The organism is Rhodoblastus acidophilus (assembly GCF_009720655.1).
Classification (GTDB): Bacteria; Pseudomonadota; Alphaproteobacteria; order Rhizobiales; family Beijerinckiaceae; genus Rhodoblastus; species Rhodoblastus acidophilus_A.
In genome coordinates, this window is sequence record NZ_WNKS01000001.1 from 149,502 (window position 1) to 173,313 (window position 23,812).

Sequence of the window (23,812 nt, forward strand, 5' to 3'; positions counted from 1 at the left end):
AACGAAGCTTGTCGCTGATGGACGCCGATCTGATCCTGGTCGGGGGCGGCCTCGCCAACAGCCTGATCGCACTGGCGGTAGCCGCGCGCGATCCGTCCAGGCGAATCCTCATGGTCGATGCGGGCGCGCCGGCGGGCGGCCACACCTGGTCTTTCCACGAGCCCGATATGAACGAAGGGCAAAGGAGATGGATCGCGCCGGCCGTCGCCTGCGCATGGCGCGGCCAGGAGGTGCACTTTACCAAATTCAGCCGGCGGCTGCGGACCGGCTACGCGAGTTTGACCAGCCAGTCGCTCGCCGGCGCGGTCGCCGCTTGCCCGTCCGTGACCCGCATTCAGGCCAGAGCGGACCGGATTTCGGCGGAATGCATCGAGACCGACGGGAACCGGACGTTGCGCGCGCCCTGCGTCGTCGACGGCACAGGCCGGGTTCCGGAGGCCTATATGGCGCTGGGATGGCAGGTCTTCGTCGGGATCGAACTGGAGTGCGAGGCGCCGCACAACCGCGCCATTCCCATCATCATGGACGCGCGCGTGCCGCAGCATGGCGGCTATCGTTTCGTCTACACCTTGCCCTTCACCGACCGCCGCATCCTGATCGAGGATACGCGCTACACGGACGGCGCCGTGCTCGACGACGCCGATTGCGCCGCCGCGGTCGGCGCCTATGCGGCCGCGCGCGGATGGTCGGGCGCGGAGGTGCGGCGGGAGCGCGGCGTCCTGCCCGTCGCCATGGCCTTCGACGCCCCCGCCTTTTGGGCCGCCGCCGCCGGCGGCGCCGTCCCCGTCGGGATGCGCGCCGGGCTTTTTCATCCGGTGTCCGGCTATTCGCTGCCGCTCGCCGCGCGCGTGGCCGAAGTCGTGGCCGCACATCCCGGAGACACCGAGATCGTGTTCGCGGCGGTAAGGCGTTTCGCGCTGGCCGAGGCGCGGCGGCAGTCCTATTTGCGCTTCCTGAGCCGCCTGTTGCTTCGCGCCGCCGCGCCGGAAGAGCGACGCAAGATCATGGAACATTTTTATCGCCTTCCGGATGCGCTGGTTGAGCGGTTTTACGCCGGCCGACTCACGCTCGCCGACCAGGCGCGCATCCTGATCGGAAAACCGCCCGTGCCGATCGCCAATGCGCTCGCCTGCCTGCGCGAGCGCCCCCTGCTTCACGACGCGCGCCGCAAACGCGGTTATGACGGTCCGGCGGTGTTGGCCGAAGAGCAAGCGCTTTGACGGGGCGCGCCCAAGCCGCCGCGAGGAAATCGAATGCTTGATGCTCAACAAGATGTCGCGCGCCAGACGCTGATCGGCCTGACGCTGGCTGGACTGGTTTTCGCGGCCTGGATCGTCTTGCATGTCCTTGCGGTCTGGAGGCTCGACGCGACAGTTCATCCTTTGGCGGCGCTCGCCTGCCTGCTCGGCCTAACCTGGCTTTCCGTCGGTCTGTTCATCGTCGCGCACGATGCGATGCACGGTTCGCTGGCGCCGGGACACGCGGAAATCAATACGGCCATCGGAACGCTCGCGCTGGTTCTCTACGCGGGATTTTCCTTCCAACGGATCATCGTCAAGCATCGGATGCACCATATCGCGCCCGGAACCGACGACGACCCCGATTTCGCGCGCGCGGGCCCGTTTTCCTGGTATCGCGCCTTCATAGACCGCTATTTCGGCCGACGAGAGGCGCTGATCCTGATCGGCGCGACCGCTCTCTATGCGCTGCTGCTCGGCCCGCGCTGGCCCTACGTCGCCTTCTGGACGATTCCGTCCCTGCTCGCCTCGTTCCAGTTGTTCTGGTTTGGAACCTATCTGCCGCATCGCCCTGGCCCTGAGCCGTTTCCCGACCGCCACAACGCCCGCTCCCCACACATGAGCAAATGGGCGTCTCTGCTGACCTGCTTTCACTTCGGCGGCTACCATCACGAACACCACCTGTCCCCCGGTTCGCCCTGGTGGCGGCTACCGGCGGCGCATAGGGGGGCATGATCAGCGGCTGGAACAGAAGTCCCGCAGCGACAGCTCAATGTCGCGCTTACAGAAAGCCGGCAGGCGCAGTTCACCGAGGCCGTCTCGCCTGCCGGTTCGGATTCGGACCCGCACATCCGCGACACAGCGGCTATAGAATGCGTGGCAACGTCGCGCTGAGCGCCGAGAGCGCCTCTTTTTACGCCCAAGGCTGGGGCAAGGAAGAGCATCCGCTCCGGACCAGAGAGACGGAGACCTTGTAACCCGTTTGCAACCGAGCAACCACGCTTACGCTTCGCCGGTCCTCTGAACGCGTCAACAAGCGTCTCGTGCGTTCACGAGAATACGCTCTGATGCGCTTCTGTGTATCAGAAACGGTGCTTGAGAATGGCGCGCCACTCAGGATAGACCTGCGAACACGTATATTATTGAAATTTCAACGTATTGAGAATCGCCAGCGTCAATATGGAAGCGCGCGAACCGTTCTGGGACCACGACCAAGCGACCGTGCCGGAATGAAACCCTATGTGGGCGCAGGCTCAGGCTTGGTTCATTTTGCCTCGGCCGGCAAAATCCGCGCTATCGGTGCGATCAGCGGTTCGGCGCGGTTTTCTGTCGTCCCGCGTGCCGCAGATCTGGCGGCCTCAGCGACTGTCCAGGCTTCCTTCAATCTTCGCCTCAAGAAAACTCTTGCCGCCTACGCCCGAAAGTTGACATTAGACAGTCCAATGCCCGTCGTCTCCGGCAGAACATGACTTGGTTGTTCTCCATCCCGTATGCCGGGAGTTGGCCTCAACCAAAACCCCGTTTCGCCATGACACGGGGACAAGCTGCCGTCCAAGCTTGTCTGCCTCGGCGCGAGGGCAATAGGTATTGGGTGGCTCAGTCGCAACGAAGCAGGACGGTCAATGTGCCATATCAACGTGAATGCCCCCGAGTTCGGACACCCCTCACGGTGGCCGTCGAGCGCTTTCAGGCGAAGACAGCTAAGCGGGAGATGGCGGATGTCATCGTCGGTTCATCGGTATGATGCGACCGATCGTTTACGATTTGACGCGGCTATTTCTTGGTCCGCTGTTCCGTACGCCAAGGGGCATTGATCGGGTGGAATTTCTGCTTGCGCGTCACCTCGTCGGAGAACGCGCTGCTGATTTTCATGGTCTGCTGCCGACGCCATGGGGTATGCGGCTTTACGACGCCGCCCGCGTCTCGCGGGGGCTAACGCGATTGGAATCGCTTTGGGCCGAGAATGGCGAAGTCGCGGCCGACGCTTCTTGGGAGAATTTCGTCGCGCGCATGACGAACAAGCCGGCTGTAGCGCCGACTCGTCCGAGCATGGGCGCCGGACAGCAGATATTTCGGATGCTCGACCTGCTCACGGCGACGGGCGTCGCTCCGGGCCGGTCGGCGATTCGCGACGTGCCGCCCGGCGCTGTTTATCTGAACGTGGGGCATTACAGTCTCGGTTTTCCATTTCTGCTGCGCTGGCTGCGTCGTCGTCCCGACGTGAAGCCAATTTTTATGCTGCACGACGTCATTCCACTGGAAACGCCAGAGTATGTATCGGAAAAGGGCGCGGCGCTCCACGCGGCCATGGTGACGTCGGCGGCGCGTCTGGCCAAAGGCGTGATCGTTTCCACCGAACACGCGCGAGAGACAATATCTGCCGCGCTCCAGCGCGCCGGAGGCGTGAACATTCCAAGTTTCGGTTGGCCGCTCCCACTTGCGGAAAGTTTCGACGAACCGGCGGATCCTGATCCGAGACTGGCTCACATGCGCTATTTTGTCGTCTGCGGCGCCATCGAACCACGAAAAAACCATCTGTTCCTGCTCGATCTCTGGCGCCATCTCTGCGCCGAGTTGCGTAATCCGCCCCATTTGCTGGTGATCGGGTCGCCCGCTTGGCACGGTGACCACATCCTCGATGAAATACAAAGATGCGAACTCACAAAGGGCCGCATTCATATCCTCAGCGGGTTGTCGACGGTGTCACTCAAAATTGCCCTTGCCGGATCTTTGGGGTTGTTGTCGCCCTCGTTGGCGGAAGGCTTCGGGCTGCCCGTGATCGAGGCGGCTCACCTTGGCGTTCCCGTTATCGCGTCCGACATTGCGGCCCATCGCGAAGTCGCGCGCGAGGGCGCGATCTTGTGCGATGCGATGGATGCGCCGTCCTGGCTAAGGGAAATTCGCACGCTCATGGAAACGTCGCCCAGACGCGCGCCGCTCGGCGTCGCGCGCGCCAGAGAAGAACGAAGGGCCTATTTCGCAGCTATTTCCTCATTTCTTGACGATATCAGAACGAATTGAGATCATTCCGGATAAGCGAGGATTTTGCCGGATGAGCGGACACGCGAGCGACCGGCTGCACGCTGAAAGCGGCGGCTCCATCTATGCTGGGCGCACCATCGCTGAGCCCGGTCCGCACAGCTGCGCGACCAACCAGCCGGCGCGCGAAATTCGTCTCGAGAGTATCGTCAAAGAATATCATACCCCCATCGGGGTCCGGCGCGTGCTTGATGGTCTCTCCTTCAGCGTCAAAGAGGGGGAGAAAGTCGCGGTGCTCGGGCGTAACGGCTCGGGCAAATCGACGCTTGTGAAGCTGATCGGCGGGGTCGAACATCCGACCGCGGGCGCCATTCACAAGGGGCTGTCATTGTCCTGGCCGCTGGCCTTCGCCGGAGGCCTGGAAGGCAACATGAGCGGCGCCGACAATGTTCGGTTCATCGCGCGGCTTTACGATAAGCCACTTGCGGACATGCTCGCTTTCGTCGACGACTTCGCTGAACTTGGCCGGCAATTGTATATTCCCGTCCGCAACTATTCGAGCGGCATGAAGATGCGTCTGGCCTTCGCCCTGACGCTCGCGATCGATTTCGAATGTTTTCTGATCGACGAGGTTCTGTCCGTCGGCGACCAGCGTTTCCATCGCAAATGTTACGACGCCCTGTTCAACCAGCGCAAGCACAGCGCGATGATCCTGGTCAGCCACGATGTCGCGATCATCACAAAATTCTGCGACAAGGCGCTGGTGCTCAAGCATGGACGCAGCAGATTGTTCGACGATGTCGAATTCGCTGTGTCGATCTACAACACGTTGTGATCGGATCGGGTTCGCGGTTGCTCTGCCGCGTCGCTATTTGACCACATTATAAAGGCTTGCTCCCGTCGCGGCGGGCGACAACGCCGTGCTGAACACCTGCATCACCTTATGCACCTCCGTGAACGGCGCATTCGAGATGTAGACCAGATCCTTGTTGAAGATTCTGAAGCGTTGTTCGAGGAACAGGCTGTTGGGTTCGCGCAGGTTCAGACGATAGACCACCGGCCGCATCGCGCCCTGGCCGGCAAGAGGACTGTCGGGCGCGATGTCGCGCGCGATCGCCTCGGGCTCGAAGCGGAACACGAAGACGCCGGCTGGATCGGCCCGGGAATCCAGTAATCCGCCCGCCTTGGCCAGGGCTTGCGCCAGATTGACTCCTTCGGCGTCGAAGCGGATTTCCGCGTTCGCGCCTGCCGCGCCCTGCACGATGAAGCTCTGGGGATCGCGGATGATCGTGAGCACGTCGTTGGGGCGAATGAAAATATTCTGCCGCGCGTCCGAGGTGACGCGAGTCATGGCGACGCGCGCCGTGCGCGAACCGCGCGTCAGCTGAATGAAACTTTCGTTGACCGGCGCGCGCACGCCGCCTGCTGTGGCGATCACATCGAGCACACGGTCGCCACGCACCGATAGTGGCACGCGCGCCCCAGCGGTGACCTCGCCGAGCACAGTGACGGAATTGGCAAGGGAACGGGTGACGTTGACCATCACTTGCGGCTGGATGGCCTTGCCCTCCAGCGCGTTCTGGATGACCCGCTCGACCTGCTGCGGCGTGCGGCCGGCCACCTGGATGCGGCCGGCATAGGGCATGGTGATCGCGCCGTCGCGACCGACCACTTGGTCAGGAAAGACGGCGGCCTTTGAACCGGTGGAAAACCGATCGGTCGAGGGCGGCGGCGAGAAAAGACCGCCGGCGCTGGCCTCGAACACCGAAATCGTCAGCGCGTCGCCGACAGATATGTGCGGTTCGACCGCCGGGCGAAAGTCGGCGAAACCGGACAGCGAAGCGTCGGGGCGGCGTCGCGCAAGGATATCGACAACGGCAGGGCTGATGTCCACAACATCGTAACGGGCGAAAGAACTCTCTTCACTGACAACATTTTGGGCGCTGGGCCCCGAGGTTGGCAAGGTCGAGCAGCTTGCCAGAAGCCCCGCAGCCGCCAAGGTCAAAAAAATCCGCATTACGCCTTTTCCAAAACGCCTACCGTGCGGCGCGTTTATAGCACAACTTCTGATCGGTCTTAGCCGAACCATGGACGCGGGAGTTTAATTTCCCGTTCTTGTCGCCAAGCTGCAACAGTCGAAACTGGGGCAATTCAATGCGCTGCGTTTGCCAGTGGGCTTAGGGTCAACGCCGCGTGACATGTTCCGACGCGATGCTGAACACGGAGCGCAGCGTTGTATAGAGAAAAAAGCTCAACAGCGCCGTCGCAAGAAAATAGAGCATGCGCCGCGGATATTTGGCGTGATCCGACAAGTTCGGACGAACGATCGTTTGCAGATAGAGGTGCTGTTGTTCGGCCTCCTGCCTCGCCTTCTGGCGGCTTATCTCAGCCTGTTCCAGTCTCTTTGCCGCGATGGTGCGCTGCAGCGTCAATTTTTCGAATTCGCCGAGGCGCGAGGCGATCGAATTGTCGCCGCCCGCGAGCCGTCCGCGCAAGCGGTTGATTTCGCCGCGCAAGGAATTGATCTGTTCCTGCACCGCCTTGAGGCTTGGGCTTTGAGGCGTGACCGCCGCCGTCTGTTCATGTACGACCTGCAGCTTGGTCACTTCCAGCATGAGCCGGCTGATCGATTCCATCGTCGAGGCGGTTTCCTTGGCGGCGTCGACCATGCCCACCTCGTTGCGGTAACGGGTGAACAGGTTTTCAACCTGCGCCAACTCCGCGGTGGCCTCCGCGACCTGCTGGTTGGAATAGGCGAGGGCGTCCTCGCGGGCGCGGGCGTTCAGGCGGTTGACGAACGCCTCGGCGTAACGCAGCAGCGCCTCATTGATCGCCTTGGCGTCTTCGGGACGAAACGCTTCGACCTCGACGGTGGTGATGCCGCTGGCGCTGTCGATCGTGGCGGTCACCATTTGCTTGTAATAGCGAAACAACGCCTCTTTGTTGGTGTGCGAATGGAAATTGGGGAACACATTGATGAAGTCCCCCTCCGGGCGCGCAATGACCGCCCTCAGGTTCTCGTTCTCCGCTAGCAGTTCAAGCGCGTCCCGCGAGGCGATGTAGGCGGAAACGGCGAAATTTTCGTCCGTGGCGCGCGTTTGTCCCTGCGTTTGGAGCAGCGCCGCGGCGGTTTCCATCCCGAGTCCGACGGACGAGCGCACCACGAACTGCGCTTCCGAGACATAGCGGTCGGCGGCGATCACGCCCAAGTAGAGGCCTGAGAGCAGGAGCGGCAGGACCAAGGCGAACAGCAGTAGCCCATGGCGGCGAAGGAAGGATGGCTTGGCCGGCGCGACGACAAAGCAATCCGCCGCGACCAACTGGCCCTGCACGTCGAGCGTCTTGAGTTCGATCTCTTTGATCGGCGGCGGTTGCAGCTGTTGAGCCATGCGATCAACTGTATTCCACGTGGGTTTGCGCGTAGTGCACCAGCGGCATGCCGATTGCCGTCAGCACAAAAGCGCAAACTGCGATATAGGGCGCGCTCCATTTCATACCGTATTCCGGCGGGAACAGGCCGCTGCGAAACATTTCGAAGGCATGGACGAGCGGCGACCACAAGACGATGTCGTGCATGGTCGTGGGCAACCATTCGACCATGTAGAACGCGCCGGTGAGCGGGAGAGTGATATACATCACGGGGGCGACAAAGCGGTCGGCCGCCTCGCTGAGTTCGGTGAGGCCGGCGAGAACAAGGCCGAACCCGAATGCAAACCATGCGCCCAGCAACCAGCCGCCGCACAGCGCCAGGGGGTCGTGGATGACGGGAACGCGGCCGAGCAAGGCCAAGGGCGCATAAGCGATCAGAAAGGCCGCGAAAACGCCGATGGTTTCGAGCAGCGCGCGGGCGATCAGAATGTCGAGAAAACGGATATGCGCGTGAAAGATCAGCGACGAGTTCTGCCGCATCGCGTGGACCGACCTGCCCACAATGTGACGCCAGAGCGTCAGCAGCGAATAGCTCGACAGGGCGAAGGGAATGACGTCGACCGCGCCGCCATGCGTATTGCCGACGGCCGTCCACATGACCATCACGCCGACCGTGAGCAGCAGCGGTTCGCCCATCAACCAGAAGAAACCGAGATTCTCGTGGCCGAAGCGGCTCATCGCCTCACGGATCATCAGAGCGCCGATGACGCGGCGCTGAATGGCGAATCCTTCCACAATTCGCGCGGCCGGCTGGAGATCGGCGAATGTCGCGACGAAGTCCGGAATCTTCAATGCGCGTGCTCCTTGGTTCCCGCGTCGAGAATCCAGATGACCGCGCCGAGCATGAAACTGCAGACGAACACCGTGGCGATCGCCCGAAGCCGCTGCGGTTCGGTCGATTCGTCGGCGCGGTTGGGCGCAGCGACGGTTTCGATGTAGATCTGCTGCCGGCGCGCCTCCTGCCGCGCCAACTCAAGCGAGGCATAGGCCGAGGCTAGGTTCTTCTGGGCGAGTTCACGCGAAAGGGCGAGCCGGTCGAAATCGCCGATCTGGTCGGAAAGCGCGCCCTTGGGCCCCGCAATGAGCGCTCTCTCTTCCGCGATTCGCTGCTGCAGCGCCTGAACGCGCTCCCTGCCGCCCTTCAGCGCAGGGTTGGCGGAGGCCGAGGCCTCGATTTCGACGACCTCCGCCTTGGCGCGCGCCGCCTCCGTGGCCAGGGCGGTGATGGTCTGCATGGCGGCCGTGGAGTTCAGGGTCGGATCGATCAGCAAAGCCGCATTGCGAAAATCGGCGAGGGCCTGCTGCGTCTTCAACACCCGCTCTTCCGCCAGCGCCAGTTCGTCGGCCGCCTTCTTGACTGTGTCGCTCTGCGCGCGCGCATTCATGGAATTGACGAGTTTCTCGCCCAGTTGCAGCAGGGCGCTGGCGATCGCCTGCGCGTCCTCGGGCGCGAAGGCGATGACTTTCAGCGTCGTCAGGCCGGTATGTGAATCCTGGACGACCGAAATCCTGTCGAGATAGTAATCGTACAGGCGCTCGAACGAATCACTCGTCCAGAAATGCGGGAAGATCGTCAAAACATCGACGCCGTTGCGCGCGAACATCTGGCGTATGGGCAGGATCGCTTCGAGTTGCCGCAGCGCGTCGCGGGACAACATGAAGTTCTCAACCGCGCGGGTGTCGTCGGCCGCGCGCGAAATGCCGAAGGTTTGGAAGAACATGGCCAAGCCTGACATGCGCGCGCTGGACACGCTCCGCACAACAAACACGGACTCGGACACATAGCGTTTCGATGCGTAGAGCCCATAATAGAGCGTCGCCAGCACGGTCGGTACAATGATCAGGGCCGTGATGAACAGCTGCAGCGGCGTCTTGCGCGCCAGGAGGAACCTGAGCCCGCCTGCAGCCATGCGCTGACCCGCCAGCAGCCGCGTTTCATGCAACATCTGCGGCTTCTTTCGTCTCGACGTCCAGGGGGGCGGACGCGGGGCTATTGGACGCGAGCGCCGGAGACGCGAGGGGCGCTCGTCGCAGCAATTTCGCGTAAAGCGCGTCGAGGCGCTCGACATAGCGCTCAGGCGAAAATTTCTTCGCCTGTTCCCGTCCGCGCCACGATAGATCGCGTCGCAACGCCTCGTCGGCGTCCAGCGTCCTGATCGCCTCGGCGATCTCGTCGGCGCGGAAGGGATTGACGGTGAGGGCGGCGTCGCCCGCGACCTCGGCCAGCGCGGAGGTGTTTGAGGTGATGACCGGCGTCCCGAGCGTCATCGCTTCCAGGACCGGCAGGCCGAATCCCTCGTAAAGCGAGGGAAAGATCAACGCGCGTGCGCCGCGGATGAGCGCGACCAGATGATCCTGCGGCACGCGCCCGACGCGCCGGATTTTTTCGCGGGGAACGATTTTCTGCTCCACCATCTGATAGTAGGGCGATTTGACGGCCTCCAGCCTTTCAAGCTCGGCTTGGTAATCCCAACCTAGGCCGCCCGCGATCACCAGCGGGCATGGCGAACCCGACCCGACATAAGCATCGATGATCCGGCCGAGATTTTTCTTCGGTTCGATGGCGCCGAAGAAAAGATGGTAGCCGCGCATGTCGAGATTAAAGGCGTTACGCAGGATGTTCGCCACTTCGTCGTCGGCCATGGCCGCGAGTTTGGGTGGGATCGAGACCGCCTGATACGTGTTGGTGATCTTTTCTTCTGGAATTCCAGCGATGTCGATCAGGTCGCGCCGTGAGGCCTCCGATACGGTGACGATGTGATCGGCGGTCGCGCCGAGGCGGCGGACCATGTTGAGGAAAAACTTCTTGTCATCCAGCGTCGCGGACGGCAGCCGCAACGGCACGAGATCGTGGATTGTGTAGATGTTCAGCGCGCCGGGCACGCGCAACGGAATCGGTTGCGTGGCGTGAAAAATGTCCGGCCGCACCGGGGGGCGAATGCGTATCGAGCGGCCGAAACGCTTGAAGTGGAATCGCGACAGGTCCATGAAACGCCGCGCCACGTAAACATTCCGGTAAGCGGAGAAGAGGCTTTTCGGGTTGGCGAGATCGAGCACGACGCCGGTCTTTGCGAGTTGGTGAAGCGTCACGCCGTCGATGGCGCCGAACAGATAGCGCAGCGCATTTTCGGCGCCCCGAAAGGTCGGAGAGGTCCTTTGGCTGCGTCGGTCGAAGAACGCCACCTCCGCCATAACGGGATCCTTGCGGCTCAACTGCGTTTCGCTGTGAAACAGCCCATCGACCGCGTATCCCGCCTTGGTCGCGCTTTGCACTGTATTGCGCGCATACGTTGCGATTCCGGTCCCCTCGGCGAGGCCGAGGTTATAGAGTTCGTACAAAATGGAGGGCGGCATCCGTTCGTCCTCATCGTCGCGGCTGTCGCCGCAGAAACATGAAACAATGGCGCTTTGCCAATTCGCGGCTTTTTACGACATTGCGCCGCGCGTTAATAGTCACGAGAATTTGGGCGCCATGCTCGTCCCGCTTCAGGCCGCCTCCAACCTGTCGAGCGTCAGGGAGATCAACAGCAATCTCCCTTCGATGGCGCCTTCGGCGATCCCGACATAAACCTGAACCGGGAAAAAGCTGTCCTGCACAACGAAGTCCATTTCGTATTGAAAAACGCCACTTTCGGGTAAGGTCGCCGTGACCTGTTGAAGAAGGTCGGCGCCAACGTAAACCTGGGACAATAATCTGTTGCCGGAATGGTTCTCGGCAATTTCCAAAGTAACAGCCGCTTTCCACGCGCCCGCCGGCAAATGTAGGAGATGTCCTCCGAACATCAGCCTGGCGGGTCCGGTCATCTCGCGCGGGCCGTCCAGCATAAGGTCCGGGTTGTCGCGGTCGAGCACAAGTTCAGGACGCCAGTTGATCTTCTGAATTTGCCGCGACGCCATAAGCGCGCCATAGCTGCGGATCGTGTCGTTGATGATCGAGAGTTCGGTTGCGCTGTAGAGGTTCGCATAGGAACCGGGGTAACGGGCCTTTGGAAATTCTTGCAGCACAAGATCCAGAACTTTTGTGGAGGCGTAGTCCGCGCCCCGCAATACCGTGCGATGGATGCGCTCCATATGGGATGCGTTGGCGGTTACATTGAAATGATGAACGATGGCCTGAATTGCGTCGGTTGCGTACACGTCATAGCAAAGCTCATCCAGGTAGAGCGCGTGCGGCGTGTGACGCAACTGGGCGAGTATTGATAGACTTTGGGATGCAAAGCGTAGGGCATCGCGAAAACCGAGGTCGCGCGTCAGGGTCGCATACCCAACGATATCCAAAGCGGCATCGCTGCTGACGAGATAGGGAAAGTTCGATTGAAGGAAAAGCTCGACTATTTTCCCTTGAGGAATGTCTGCATGAAATACGACCGCGCGACCGTCGCGTTCTGACCAGGCTGCGCGCATATCCTCCAGACTCACGGCCGAGATGTAATGATGCCCACCAAAGATGACGTTGGCGGCGCTGCGCGCGACGTGAATCAGCCAATAGGTCAGCGGAGAGGGCGTGCCAAAAATCGTGAGCAGCATATCGCCGCCGCCTTGCGCGTCAGTCAGCCTTCGTGATGATCAAGCCAAAACACGTCGAGGGGAAGCCATCTATGCTGAGTTTGAGGTGCGCGCAGTCATTTTGGCCCCAAGAAGTCTGCATATCTGCGTGCCAGTCGTGGCTGTAGGGAGGAACGTCGATGAACTTGTCGAGGGGCTTGTCGCCGACGTGGAAATCCAGCGGAGCCACGCGGTGTCCCTTGGATTCCAAACGCTTCGCAATTTCCATGAAGTGACTCTTCTGGAAAAGCACTGTCGGCCAGTTGTCGATTGTCGCGCCAGTATTGAAGAAGCTGAACTCCGTCGTATGAACCGCCAGCCCCCCGGGCCGCAGCGTTTCAAGTGAGTTTTCGATGAAATCCAATCCCTTTGCGATCGATCCGAGATGTTCGAGCGCACAGATCGACCAGCAAAAATCGTAGCCCCTGATGTCGTCATTGATCGCGTTCATGTCGACGTAGCGCAGTTTGACGTGCCGATCGAATTGCTCCCGGGCGACCAGGTTTGGAAGATAGAGAGCGTCTATGCACTCGGAGAACTGTCGCGATGAGGCCCAGCCCTTCGCTTCCATTTCCTCGGGCGGCTGGTCTGTGGCGGTGATTTCGACGCCGCGAGACGCCAGATAGCTCGGAATCGGTTCGCGCCCGCAGCCAAATCCAAGACCTCGCGCGCCTGAGCGCAAGCTGCCGTGATCGTGGATCGCTTGCAGTACGTAGCTCAGTTCCCAGAGCTTGCGGTGAAAAATCACGGGCGCCTTGAGCTGGGAACACCAATAGGCCGCCCAATCGCTCTCCAGGTCCGTCTGTGTTGAGGGCTTGCTTGCCAAATTCTGCCGGCGCGCGACAAGTCCCTCACGAACCGGCAAGGCCGCGGCCAGCGCCCGCGCCAGTTCATAACCGAAAAATTTCACGCTCAGGCAGAGCGGTTCGATGTTGCGTACGAGCAAGGCCAGCTCGTTGAGATTGGGTTGAGCGTTCTCATTGGTGAGAGAGACAATGTCTTTTAGCTGTGCGTCGTCCATCCAAACCTCACTTGCCGCAGCATTTAACGCTCTACGGCCGGCACGGCAACCTGCACAGCAGTCATGGCTGCGGATAGACCAATTTGCTGTCGGGTAAAGATCGGCTTATCTGCACCCATCGATCACCTCGGGGTAGAGATAGTGATTATTGATTTTGCTTACTCTCTGGCATTGAACCTCCTTTATGCCGCAGTTAATGCCTGTGCCAAAAAAAATCTGAGATAAATCTATATCGCTGCATCTATCGAGGAAGATTCCTGTATTGTCAGATTGAAACTGTCCGGCGCTATCATCTACTTGGAGGCGAACCTTATCTATCCAAGTTTTTGTCGCAGATTGCAGATATATACCGGTCCAGGGACCTTGCTTGAAGCCAGCTTTATGTCGGTTGATTGCGACTCCAGACAGCCCCCTCCAACTCGAATGATGAAGTCCGACGCCGACATGTTGTGCGTTTATGAACGTGTCTCGAACTCTTCCCTCAGAGAATCCATCGCTAGCTCCATGTGTTGAAATAATCCCATCGTAACAAAATGCTAGATCACAATCAGAAATGAAAAAGAAAGTTCTAGAACCAATCTCAACGCCTACTTTGAACGAGGCGACAGTGACTTCCGTAAGTCGTAAAGATAGTATTCCGCCCAAAGCCGAAGTACGTAAAAAGACGGACCCATCTGACTGGGAAGGAGGCAGCTGAATGTCATAACCACCGATTGCGTCCACCCGGCTTATATAGCAGCCCCAGGAATCTCCTACTTCAATGCAGGTGCTCCAAGCGGGAGAACTCCGCCAACCCGCAGGGCTCTTTGTAACCTTAGCGCCGCGAAACGTTATATTATCGATCAACACTCTCCTTTGTGAGTCAAAATAACAAGCCTTGCTGGGCTTTATCGAGATTGCCGTTCCACCTTCCGAAACTGCTCGTATCAAAGTCAAATCTCGGATCTCGACCGATGTGCCTGGAGAGCAATCAAAAGTGAACAAAGCGGATTCACTAGGTCCAGTATAAATAATTTCTGTCAGGCTCGCTCCAGAACCCCGTATCGATTTTCCATTCAAGCTCAGGGGGCGGCAGATTTTGAAAGTCCCTGCAGGCAAATTTATCAATTTATCAGCGGACAACAGTCGGTTCTCGAGCCAAGCGGTACATTCTTTTGCCGAAACAGTTGCGCCAATCTCGTCGAACGGTTGTGCTCTCGAAAAGGCCGTGTCGCCCGCCAAGCCGCCTACAGCCCCTATCGACCAAACGCAGAATGATCGACGATCCATACGTAGATTCCTGATAGTGTTTGAGAGAAGCTTTCGGGAAGGCGTCATCGCTCGCGTTTCGCCAGAGTAACTTCACGGATACGCACAGCGTTGCGTCCGTCGGTCCAAACGCGGACTTCAAACGGCATCTGCTTGCCTTCAGGAATTTCGAAGTCAATCTCCTGCAGGGCGGTTCTATTCTTAAGATCAGCGGTCGTCAGCTGAAGGGCGGCAAGAACGTCACGTCCGCCGTTGGCCACAACGTCGACAGCTAACTTTGCGGTGCGCTGGAACAAGCCGTTGCTAAGCGCGTCCAAGCCGATGCTGATCCGATAGAGACCGGCATCGAGCGGTAGATAGGGTCCGTAAACGCCGTGGCCCGGCAATCCCTTGCCAATCTCGATTATGTTGTCGCCGCTTCGCGACGCATGAGACGCCAGCTCCAATTGCGCACGAAGATCCTTGGGCAAGACTATTGCCTTTGCCTTCGCCTTGGCAGGCCCGGCTGGTGCCTTGGCAGGCCCGGCTGGCGCCTTGGCTGTTGAGGCAGAGGCTTTGTTGGCTTGCTTGGCCAAGACTGCTCCTCCCTCGTTCCACACGCCTTTCTCTGACGCATTCGAAGGCACCAGAACCCGATTCTGGTGGCCCGCAAAACCATTATCAAAGACCACCTCTTGTAAAAGCGAAGCTTCTTGAATGGTCGGATTCTTGAGAACGGCATGCAGTGTGTTAAGCAGCAAATTTGGCTCGAAGAACGGCAACGCTCCTCCAAAACACGTTTCTAAACCGAGCCAGTCTCTGAAAAACCTCTCCGCTCCATCGTGAATCTCAGCAATTCTCTGGGAGTGCGACTCCGGAACATTCTCACGCACAAACGCAATTTCCTGACTAGATCCCGAAAGATTCGCGATGAGCGCTAAGCTTCCGACACCCTCGTTCAAGAGCGTTTCGATTATCAAATTATACTTGAGAAACGGAGTGGATTCGTGACTGACGGACTTAAAGCGATGCCCCAAGAACGCGCGGGCATTATCAAGCGGCGACCTGCCTAATTCGTTCGCATAAGTCATCATAAACAAGGGCTCAATACCACCTTTGAAGAGCCCCGAAAGCGCTTTCGTAATTGTGCCTGTATAGCCAATGTCGATGAGAGCCGCTTTGTGCTCCAATACACCACCTTGCTCGACAATATGGCGTCTATAAAGATTACGAAGCTCAGCAAACTTGCGCTCCAGCACCGACCAATGCCTCACCAAGAGCAATCGTGCGACCTCATACACTTGACCCACGGCTAACGCACCAACCGCTTTGTCCGGATCAGAAATTCCACATTGCTCTAAAATATCAGCGTCGGGCTCAATACCAGCCAGCGAAAACCGTTCCTGGAGGACGTAGCGTAAAGGCGTGTCTGGCAATACATCATCGAGTCCGACCGTGAAAACAGAGTTAGGCGAATCGAATTCAACACCCCGAACAGCGGATCGAGACACGTTCAAGTAGGCGACCGTTATCCCAATATATCGCGGATCAGTCTCCTGCAAAAGTTTCGCCGCCCGGTAAGGAAGATAACAGTCTCGTGCGAAGAATAGAGCTTGCGATGTAGCGCTCGCTCTGCATTCCTCAAGCACCCATTCCGCAAACGACATGACGAGCGGTCCAAGCCCGAGATATCCGAGTTCCTCCCGACTACTGAACAAGCTTGGATCACGCTCGAAATCAAATCCCAAGTCCTTGTAGCGGCAAGAAAACAGATTCAGTGCGGTGCGATAAGCGAATGATGACAGCATGCTGGTTTCGGGAATGCCACGCGACGCGATATGTTTAGCATATCGCACACGGGGCACGCTTATATGCATAGCACGCCAACCAGCCTCCCGAGGCTTGGCAACGTCTCCTGTCCGATTATCCCCAATGTGAAGAATCGACGAGCGCTCGATTCCAAGCTCCGCTGCCACGTGGTTAAACAATGAACCCGTGTGCTTCTTCAGTCCCACCCCGGACGAGACATAAAGGCGTTCGTAATTCTTGACTCCGACGAGTTCGAGCGCAGCTTCCACGAATGACGGCGGGTGAACGAAATCACTCAGGATCAGAATGCGTTTTTGCTTAGCATGCGCGCGAGATAGCAAAAGTGCGCCGAAACGAGTCGGCCTGATGACACTCAATTCGACAGCCTGTTCAAGCTCTATCAGTAATTGGACCAAGTCGCTTGATCCCGACCAACCGTCGACAACTTGCGTATAGATCTCCTCAATCGTGATTTCTTCGCTGAGAAAGTTCTCCCCGCGTCCTAGAGGAGCGTCCATGTTGCTCGCCAAATCCGCGTCGCGAGCACGCCGCACGGCTTGCTCGGCGGATACTCTCATTTCCGCAAATAGCTTCGCATTCAGCCATGACGGAACTTTTTCTCGGTGGCCCTCCAGCAATCGGCGACCGACAATTAGAAAAACATCCCGTGGATGGTAGACGGATCGCGTAAGCAATGTATCGAATACGTCAAACGACACGCACTCAACGCGATCGATGCTCTTTAAGTGCGCGTCGAAAAGTACAGGGATCGGCTTCGAGGCTTGAGGTGTGACAACTGACGCAAACTGTTCGTCAGCGCGCGAAAGATTGCACCTTGACGCCAACTCGCTCGGTTTGGGATTAAACTGCCAGTCATTGTAGAAGTCTGATCCGCCTTGGTTCAAGCGCTCCTTGAAAACGCTTGCCAGTCGGAGCAGGAATTGCTCTTGATCAACAAGTTCGTCCCACGAAAAAGAATAGCGAGACATCATCAATGCTGCTTTTTGGCCGCGATCGAGTTGGCATCTCTCGAGATACGACAGATGCGACCGGCCAGGACACCTAACCTCCTTTTCGTAGAAGGCCGCCTGAAGGCCAATCGTGCTTGATACGGACCAAGTTACATCTGCCCACGGCACCACATATTGGGAAATATTGTCAATTCTGTCAAACGACTCGGAATACAAAAGATTTGGCCAAAATTTTCGGTAAAATGCCAGCTTAGACCTTGATATTGCGCGCTCTGATGTTAAGGCGCTGACATATTGCGTGACGATAACCCCCGTGTCAGGCGAAATAGTCTGCATGACATTTTCGAGAAAAGCGTCTTGAGATCTATATTCGCAATTGGCGTAAAATCCAAAATAATCAGAAATTTGAAGCGGAACTAATGCAAATGTACCATAATTGCGGGGAGCATTTAGCAGTTCGAGCAATTTAGCCTTGGCGTTTATCGCGCCATAAAAGCTTCCGAAATGCTGCATGAGAAATCGATGCGCGTCCATTTCCGCGCCAGTAGGGCTGTGGCTTCCATCAAGAAGAAATTGCAATCCAGAATTCTTGTATACACCGCACGGATCCACGGCGACAGTTCGCGGATACGGAGGACGCATAAAGGGGCCGGGCATAAGATCAAGAACAACTGCTTCCGGATAAAGCGCCCTCAGGAACTGAGTGGGAAATTCCCAGCTGATGATTAAATCTGGAACGAAGCCACCAAGGAGCTCATCAAAATAGAGGCGTAGAGCTTCGATTTCGTCGTCGGCCAACGTTCCGTAATAATTGCGGAGTACGAAATTATCGCCGCTGCCAAATAAATCCTGTCGGTGCAGATGATCGATCACCACAAAATCCGATTCAAAGTCTCGGTGACGCGGATCTCGCATTACTTTCTGCCATACAGCATGATTCATTAGAAAGCGGATAGATATGAATTGGTGGTCTGTTTTTAGCCTGCGCGCGAGCGGAAGCAAGTATCCCATATAGCTGCCAGCTCGAAAATCGGGAAGGCCCATATCGAAGGCAAAATTGGACAGAAGTAGCGCTTTATCGAACATCACGACCTCGGCTTCCACGGCGACCAGCAGTGCGGCGCACGTTATTGTGGAACTGCGATTAGATTGAATTCGCCAAAAAAACTAGTCAGTTGCGGGTGCAAGTGGCGCACCATCAACGTGTATCCTAGGTCGAGGGAGGCGATGTATGGAGCAAGCTCCAGGAAGTCGACGGGATTGTGATAGATTGCAATGGAGAGAATGGGCCGTTGGGTGCGAAGTGTTTCAAGCGCGCCTTTCACGGCAAGGGTCTCTAATCCCTCGATGTCCATTTTAATCAACCCAACTGAGATGCCAGTGGCGGCCACATGCTCGTCGATTGACATGACTTCAAGCGCTGTTTGGCTCGCTGCTACGCTTCGAATCAACTTAGTCCCATGACCGCCACGAATTGATTCTACTCGATAACTAGTGTCGGCCAAGCCTCGGTTTACGGGATTGACCCCCTTGCCGAAACGGGTTGAGGCGGCGACTTGGCACAACACGTTGAAATTGTAAGGATCTGGTTCGAATGCGTAAACTGAAGATTCTGGGAAAAGTTTATGCAATACAACAGCCGACTCGCCACGATAAGCGCCACCATCAATTACAGCTCGATCGGAAATTAACTCCTTTGCGCGAGGTACAAAGCTCATCCCGCAATGATAATAGAAAACCTCAGGTCTGATCATATTGTCTGGAATTTCAACGTGGCTGAGATCGAAAAGCACCTTCATGGCCTGTGCGTCAATTCTGGGTCGTTTGGCGCATTCGTTGCGTGCCCATTCGCTACGCGTCTGCTCGGCTATGGTGCGATAATCAATCTTGAATTGTCGTCTGTGCTTCAGAGGTGGGTGACATCTGATGCGCTGAGTGTAGCAATCTATTTCTGCGCTTGAAGCGGGATCGCAAATTGATTTTAGCCTGTTGATCCGAAGCTCCAGCTCCTCATTGGTTTGTTGGAGAATATACGGTTGCCAGGTCTGGAGAGCAATGTGATTGGACATGTCATGAAAGTTATTCATAGGTTTTCTCGAGATTGTAGTTCGCCGCTCGCGGCACGTTATTGGCGGGATTGAGTGATGATCACACCACCCCCGCCCTGAGCAGGTCGTGGACGTGCAGAATGCCGACGGGTCGGTCTCCTTCGACCACGAATAGCGCGGAAATGCGGCTCTCGTTCATGATTTCGAGCGCGCTCGCCGCGAGGGCATTGCACGCGATCGTTTTCGGCGCCAGCGTCATCACCTCGCGGGCCGGCGCCTTTAGCAGGCCGTCGCCCATGTGGCGGCGCAAGTCGCCGTCGGTGATCATGCCGATCAGGCGCCCGGCGTCGCCGATCACGCCAAGGCAGCCGAAGCTTTTCGTCGACATGGTGACGATCGCCTGTGACATTGGCGCCTCGGCCTCGACCAGAGGCAGGCGATCGCCGGTGTGCATCAGATCCGACACCAGTTTGAGCCGTCCGCCGAGGGAGCCGCCGGGGTGGTAGGTTCTAAAATCCTGCGCGGAAAAACCCTTGGCCTCGAGCAGGGCGACCGCAAGGCTGTCGCCGAGCGCGAGTTGGATGAGTGTCGAAGTCGTCGGCGCCAGCCCGTGCGGGCAGGCCTCGGTGACCGCCGGCAGTTGCAGGCAGATGTCGGCGGCGCGGCCGAGCGCGCTGTCGCGACGCGACGTGACCGCGATCAGCGGCGTCTTGAAGCGGCGCGAATACATGATGACGCTGGCAAGCTCCACCGTCTCGCCGGACCACGACAGCGCAAGGATCACGTCGTCGCGCGCAATCATGCCGAGGTCGCCGTGGGAAGCCTCGGCGGGATGGACGAAGAAGGCGGGGGTGCCCGTCGACGACAGAGTCGCCGCGATCTTGGCGGCGATATGGCCGCTCTTGCCCATCCCTGTGATGATGACCCTGCCGGAGGCGCCGTGCATGAGCTTGACGGCCGCGACGATGTCGGCGCCGAGCGGGCCCGCGGCGGCGCTTCGCAGCTCCTTCAGTCCGGTGACGCCGATGTCCAACGCATTCGAGATCGAGCGCGCGATGGTCTCCGGGGCTTCGCTGCGGGAGGCGAGGATCAATTCGGTCATGTCAGAGCTCCTTGGCCACCTTGTCGAAGGCCATCAGTTGGCGCAGCAGGCCCTCGAACCGGTCAAGTGGAACCATGTTGGGTCCGTCCGACGGCGCGTTGTCGGGATCTTGGTGAGTCTCGATGAAGAGACCCGCAACGCCAGTGGCGACGGCGGCGCGCGCCAGCACCGGCGCGAATCGGCGGTCTCCGCCTGACGAGGTCCCGTGGCCGCCTGGTTGCTGCACGGAATGAGTGGCGTCGAAGATCACGGGGCAGCCGATTTCCGCCATGATCGGCAGCGCGCGCATGTCCGCGACCAGCGTATTGTAGCCAAACGACGAACCGCGCTCGGTCACGAGCACGTTGGAATTGCCGCTCTCCACGACTTTGGCGACAACATTCTTCATGTCCCAGGGGGCGAGGAACTGGCCCTTCTTGATCTTGACAACCCGTCCCGTCCGGGCCGCGGCGACCAGCAGGTCGGTCTGCCTGCAGAGAAAGGCGGGGATCTGAAGGACGTCGACCGCCTCGGCCACCGGCGCGCAGTGTCCGGGCTCATGGACGTCGGTGACGACGGGAAGGGCAAAGCTCTGGCGGATGTCCGCGAAGACGTCGAGCGCCTTGGCCAGGCCAAGACCGCGCTTGCCAGAAATCGACGTGCGGTTCGCTTTGTCATAGCTGGCCTTGAACACGAGTCCGATGCCGAGACGGCCACACATCTCCTTGAGCGCGCTCGCCATCTCGCGTGCGTGCTCACGGCTCTCGAGCTGACAGGGACCTGCGAAAACGGCGATGGGGCCGCCATTGTTGAAAGTCACGGCGGCGACAGCGTCACCCCCGACCACTACGTGTGGATTTGGCTTCAAGGCCTTATCTCCCGGTTTGACACCTGATTGATTCTCAACATCGCCTTCCCGAATACACCAAAACTCAAGCTTGGCCGCCGCCCGCCAGGCTCTTGACTTCCACCCCCGTGAAAACCAGCGGCGCCCCACAGGCGGCGCCCGCGACGTGGATGCGAAACTCCAGGGGCAAATCGGCATGCGCGTGCAGGAACGTGACGCTCGCCCGCTCTGTGTGCATGAAGGCCATATCCGAAAATGCGACCTGACCGAGCATGTCGTCGTTGGCGTTGACCACGTCAAACGTGAAGGTCGTATTTCCGGGCTGTGCGTCGGCAGCAGAGGCGATCGCGAACAAAACCCGATATGACCCCGCTGGGAACTTCCGATACGGGCCGAACACGATATGACCATCGGCTCCATCCGGCGTATACGTAATCTTTGCGCCGAAATGCTGGCCAATGTTCGTGCTGAACTGATCCGCGCCGATGCGCCAGGTTCTCCGCTCGGGTTTGCGTTCCATCACGAACGGAAGCAAAGTCTCAAGCGACCGCAAGGCTTTTGAAAAGCCGCCGCTCTTGACCGCTATCGCCACCAACCAAGAACTCGCCGGATGCGTCGAGCCGATCATTGGGCCGTGCTGACGCAAGACAATATGGTCCTGGATGTTCGGAAGTTGTTTGATCAGATCGCTGAGATCGTGACAGGCGAAGCGACGAATTTTGCTTGTTTCGTCGCCCAGCGGAGGATTGCAGTCGGCATTGCGCGTCGACAACAGCAGTGCGCCACCGGGCTTCAGCGCAGACCATGCAGCACTCATGAACAATTTGGGATCGTAGCTGTGCTCCAACGTCTGTGGGGCCACAATCGCGTCATAGGGCGCCGGCGCCGCAGAAAGCCAACCTCCAGCCGATGCTTCGTGATAGCGAACGCGATCATGCGGCCAGGCTTGTTGGGCGAACCGAATGTTACTGTCGCCCTGGTCCACGGCGTCGACCGAAGCAGCCGTCTCCGCCAGCAGCACGCCGCCATACCCGGCGCCGCAATCCAGATGCAACACGCGTGAACCGGCTTGCAACGCTGTCGCCGCGAAAGTGAAGAACGCAAGGCTTGAAACTTCAACTTCGCCGAAGTCGATCGGCAGCCGAGTCGCTGACGCGGGGCATTCGCAGTGCGCCGAAGCGATCGCGGCGCCCTGGAGTTCGGGCAGTTCCCTTCTGATTTCCGAATCGCAATAGTTCCGTCGCGCAAGCGCATCGTATCTTTGCGCGGTGCGCAGATAGGCGCTCGCGGACTCAGGATAGCAGCCGGCGAGTGTGGCCAAGGATCGCCATGCGAGCGGACCCGCCTTCTTTGCTTCGTCAAGCCGGGCATTCAATCTGTCGCGGTCGCCGACCGGCATCAAATGCTCGAATGCCAGGCCATACAGAAGCCGGCTGAGCCGCTCGCGATCGGGCGCGCTAGCGGTTTGCAGCGCCTCAGGCAGTTGGCTGGTATGGTTGATGTCGGTGGTCAGCCCCAGATTTGCGTAATAGGGACGCCCGAGCAGGACCACCGGCTTGCCGATCATCAACGCTTCCAGGCCGACGTTGGACGACAACGCGACGACCAAATCGCAGCGCTGCGCAAGGTCGTGAATACTAACTTCGTGTACAACGAGAACATGCTCCAGCTTCGCCAGCCTCTGCACTGCGTCGCTCGTATCCATCGGATGGGCTTTGACGACGATTCGCCAATCGCGCATTCTTCCGATCACATCTCGGTAGAGATCCCATAGGGTCGCGTATTCGCCGAGGTGGGGGAGCACGTTGGCGTCCCAGGAGAGTTGCGCGGGAAGGAATGCGACCCGGCCGCGGGCGTCGGAGACAAAACGGTCCACACGCTCCAGTTCGGAGGCTGAGCTTTCCTGCTCGTATTTCGAGGCGCGTCGGCGCAGCCACTCGTCGAGGAAATTCGAAATCCTTGCGGATTCCTCGCTCGAAAGTGACTGCGCCATTCGCAGAGGCAGCGTTCGCGCCAGCCGGCTCTTCTTGGGAAAAAAATGCTGGCCGCCCACATCAAGAGCAAGAAACCCTGGGAAAAAAGAGGATTCGAGCAGGAGAACGGGAATCGCGAGCGCGGCGCTTTCCGTCGCAATCGCGCGGCTGATGGGTTCGGCCCCATGTGTGACGATGATCGCATCCGGCGCCAAGGCTCTCAGAATGTTGCGCGCCTTGATCGCGATCCCTCGCAAGCGCTGATAGTAGATCGATTCACCGCCAAGCCGCTCGGCGGTCAGCGGCCAGCTATGCACGGCGTGATCGTGAAGCGCCAGATCGAAAAAGTCCCGGATGGCGCCGCCCGCGGCGATGTACTCTTCCATGGTCAAGCGCGGTGCGGCGGGAAATCCGCCATCGTTCAGTGTGAGAAGTGGGACATGCGCCGATGACAGCGCGGTCAGCGGCAAATGATCCAAAAACCAATAGCAAATCCGCACGCAAGAATGTCCGGCCCCGATAACCGTCGCGGCGGCCGATTGCACCATTGGTTCGACCGAAGATGCGTTGATCGAGAAGATTGCTATTTTCACACTTGAGCTCAGTAGCTGAACTGAAATTGACAAAGACCGGCGATCATCGCT

At 58.8% G+C, this 23,812-nt stretch carries 16 protein-coding genes; 4 read left to right on the plus strand and 12 right to left on the minus strand.

Annotation, left to right across the window (positions count from 1 at the left end; genetic code table 11):
- Positions 1-17: 17 nt before the first annotated feature.
- The 4 genes from crtY to GJ654_RS00740 all read left to right on the plus strand — a co-directional run bounded on the left by crtY (position 18) and on the right by GJ654_RS00740 (position 5,052).
- Positions 18-1,220, plus strand: coding sequence for a lycopene beta-cyclase CrtY (gene crtY, locus GJ654_RS00725; RefSeq protein WP_155444178.1), 1,203 nt, complete (start codon positions 18-20; stop codon positions 1,218-1,220).
- A 33-nt stretch (positions 1,221-1,253) separates the two neighbouring features.
- Entirely contained in the window at positions 1,254-1,973 is a 720-nt protein-coding gene (locus GJ654_RS00730) for a fatty acid desaturase (protein ID WP_155444179.1), read from the plus strand.
- Between the two features lie 1,005 nt (positions 1,974-2,978).
- Entirely contained in the window at positions 2,979-4,259 is a 1,281-nt protein-coding gene (locus tag GJ654_RS00735; RefSeq protein WP_155444180.1) for a glycosyltransferase family 4 protein, read from the plus strand.
- A 31-nt stretch (positions 4,260-4,290) separates the two neighbouring features.
- On the plus strand, positions 4,291-5,052 hold the full coding sequence (locus GJ654_RS00740) for an ABC transporter ATP-binding protein (RefSeq protein ID WP_155444181.1): 762 nt from the start codon (positions 4,291-4,293) through the stop codon (positions 5,050-5,052).
- Between the two features lie 33 nt (positions 5,053-5,085).
- Here GJ654_RS00740 and GJ654_RS00745 read toward each other — a convergent pair whose 3' ends face one another.
- From GJ654_RS00745 to GJ654_RS00800, 12 genes are all read right to left on the minus strand, one after another.
- Positions 5,086-6,234: a polysaccharide biosynthesis/export family protein gene (locus GJ654_RS00745; RefSeq protein ID WP_155444182.1), complete on the minus strand. Its 1,149-nt coding sequence runs from the start codon at positions 6,232-6,234 to the stop codon at positions 5,086-5,088.
- Between the two features lie 166 nt (positions 6,235-6,400).
- Positions 6,401-7,606, minus strand: a complete 1,206-nt coding sequence (locus tag GJ654_RS00750) for a hypothetical protein (protein ID WP_155444183.1) — start codon at positions 7,604-7,606, stop codon at positions 6,401-6,403.
- Positions 7,607-7,610: 4 nt separating this feature from the next.
- Positions 7,611-8,438 (minus strand): ABC transporter permease, encoded by an 828-nt coding sequence (locus GJ654_RS00755; RefSeq protein ID WP_246664520.1) that lies wholly within the window; start codon positions 8,436-8,438, stop codon positions 7,611-7,613.
- Positions 8,435-9,592, minus strand: coding sequence for a hypothetical protein (locus GJ654_RS00760; RefSeq protein WP_155444184.1), 1,158 nt, complete (start codon positions 9,590-9,592; stop codon positions 8,435-8,437). Before GJ654_RS00760 ends, GJ654_RS00755 begins: the two co-directional genes overlap by 4 nt.
- Entirely contained in the window at positions 9,582-11,000 is a 1,419-nt protein-coding gene (locus GJ654_RS00765) for a glycosyltransferase family 4 protein (protein ID WP_155444185.1), read from the minus strand. The genes GJ654_RS00760 and GJ654_RS00765 overlap by 11 nt, the downstream gene beginning before the upstream one ends.
- Positions 11,001-11,132: 132 nt before the next feature.
- Positions 11,133-12,173 carry a hypothetical protein gene (locus GJ654_RS00770; RefSeq protein ID WP_155444186.1) on the minus strand — a complete coding sequence of 347 codons (1,041 nt, stop codon included), beginning with the start codon at positions 12,171-12,173 and terminating at the stop codon, positions 11,133-11,135.
- A 19-nt stretch (positions 12,174-12,192) separates the two neighbouring features.
- Entirely contained in the window at positions 12,193-13,212 is a 1,020-nt protein-coding gene (locus tag GJ654_RS00775) for an SAM-dependent methyltransferase (protein WP_155444187.1), read from the minus strand.
- A gap of 1,313 nt (positions 13,213-14,525) precedes the next feature.
- Complete coding sequence (locus GJ654_RS00780) at positions 14,526-18,305, minus strand: hypothetical protein (protein ID WP_155444188.1); 3,780 nt, start codon at positions 18,303-18,305, stop codon at positions 14,526-14,528.
- A gap of 41 nt (positions 18,306-18,346) precedes the next feature.
- Positions 18,347-19,306, minus strand: a complete 960-nt coding sequence (locus tag GJ654_RS00785) for an FkbM family methyltransferase (RefSeq protein ID WP_155444189.1) — start codon at positions 19,304-19,306, stop codon at positions 18,347-18,349.
- 61 nt (positions 19,307-19,367) lie between these two features.
- Positions 19,368-20,369: a KpsF/GutQ family sugar-phosphate isomerase gene (locus tag GJ654_RS00790; RefSeq protein WP_155444190.1), complete on the minus strand. Its 1,002-nt coding sequence runs from the start codon at positions 20,367-20,369 to the stop codon at positions 19,368-19,370.
- Between the two features lies 1 nt (position 20,370).
- The gene (gene kdsA, locus GJ654_RS00795) at positions 20,371-21,195 is read right to left on the minus strand and encodes a 3-deoxy-8-phosphooctulonate synthase (RefSeq protein WP_264586091.1); all 825 of its coding nucleotides are present in this window, start codon (positions 21,193-21,195) and stop codon (positions 20,371-20,373) included.
- A gap of 85 nt (positions 21,196-21,280) precedes the next feature.
- A complete protein-coding gene (locus tag GJ654_RS00800; RefSeq protein WP_155444192.1) occupies positions 21,281-23,761 on the minus strand; it encodes a methyltransferase domain-containing protein in 2,481 nt (826 codons plus the stop codon).
- Positions 23,762-23,812: the final 51 nt, after the last annotated feature.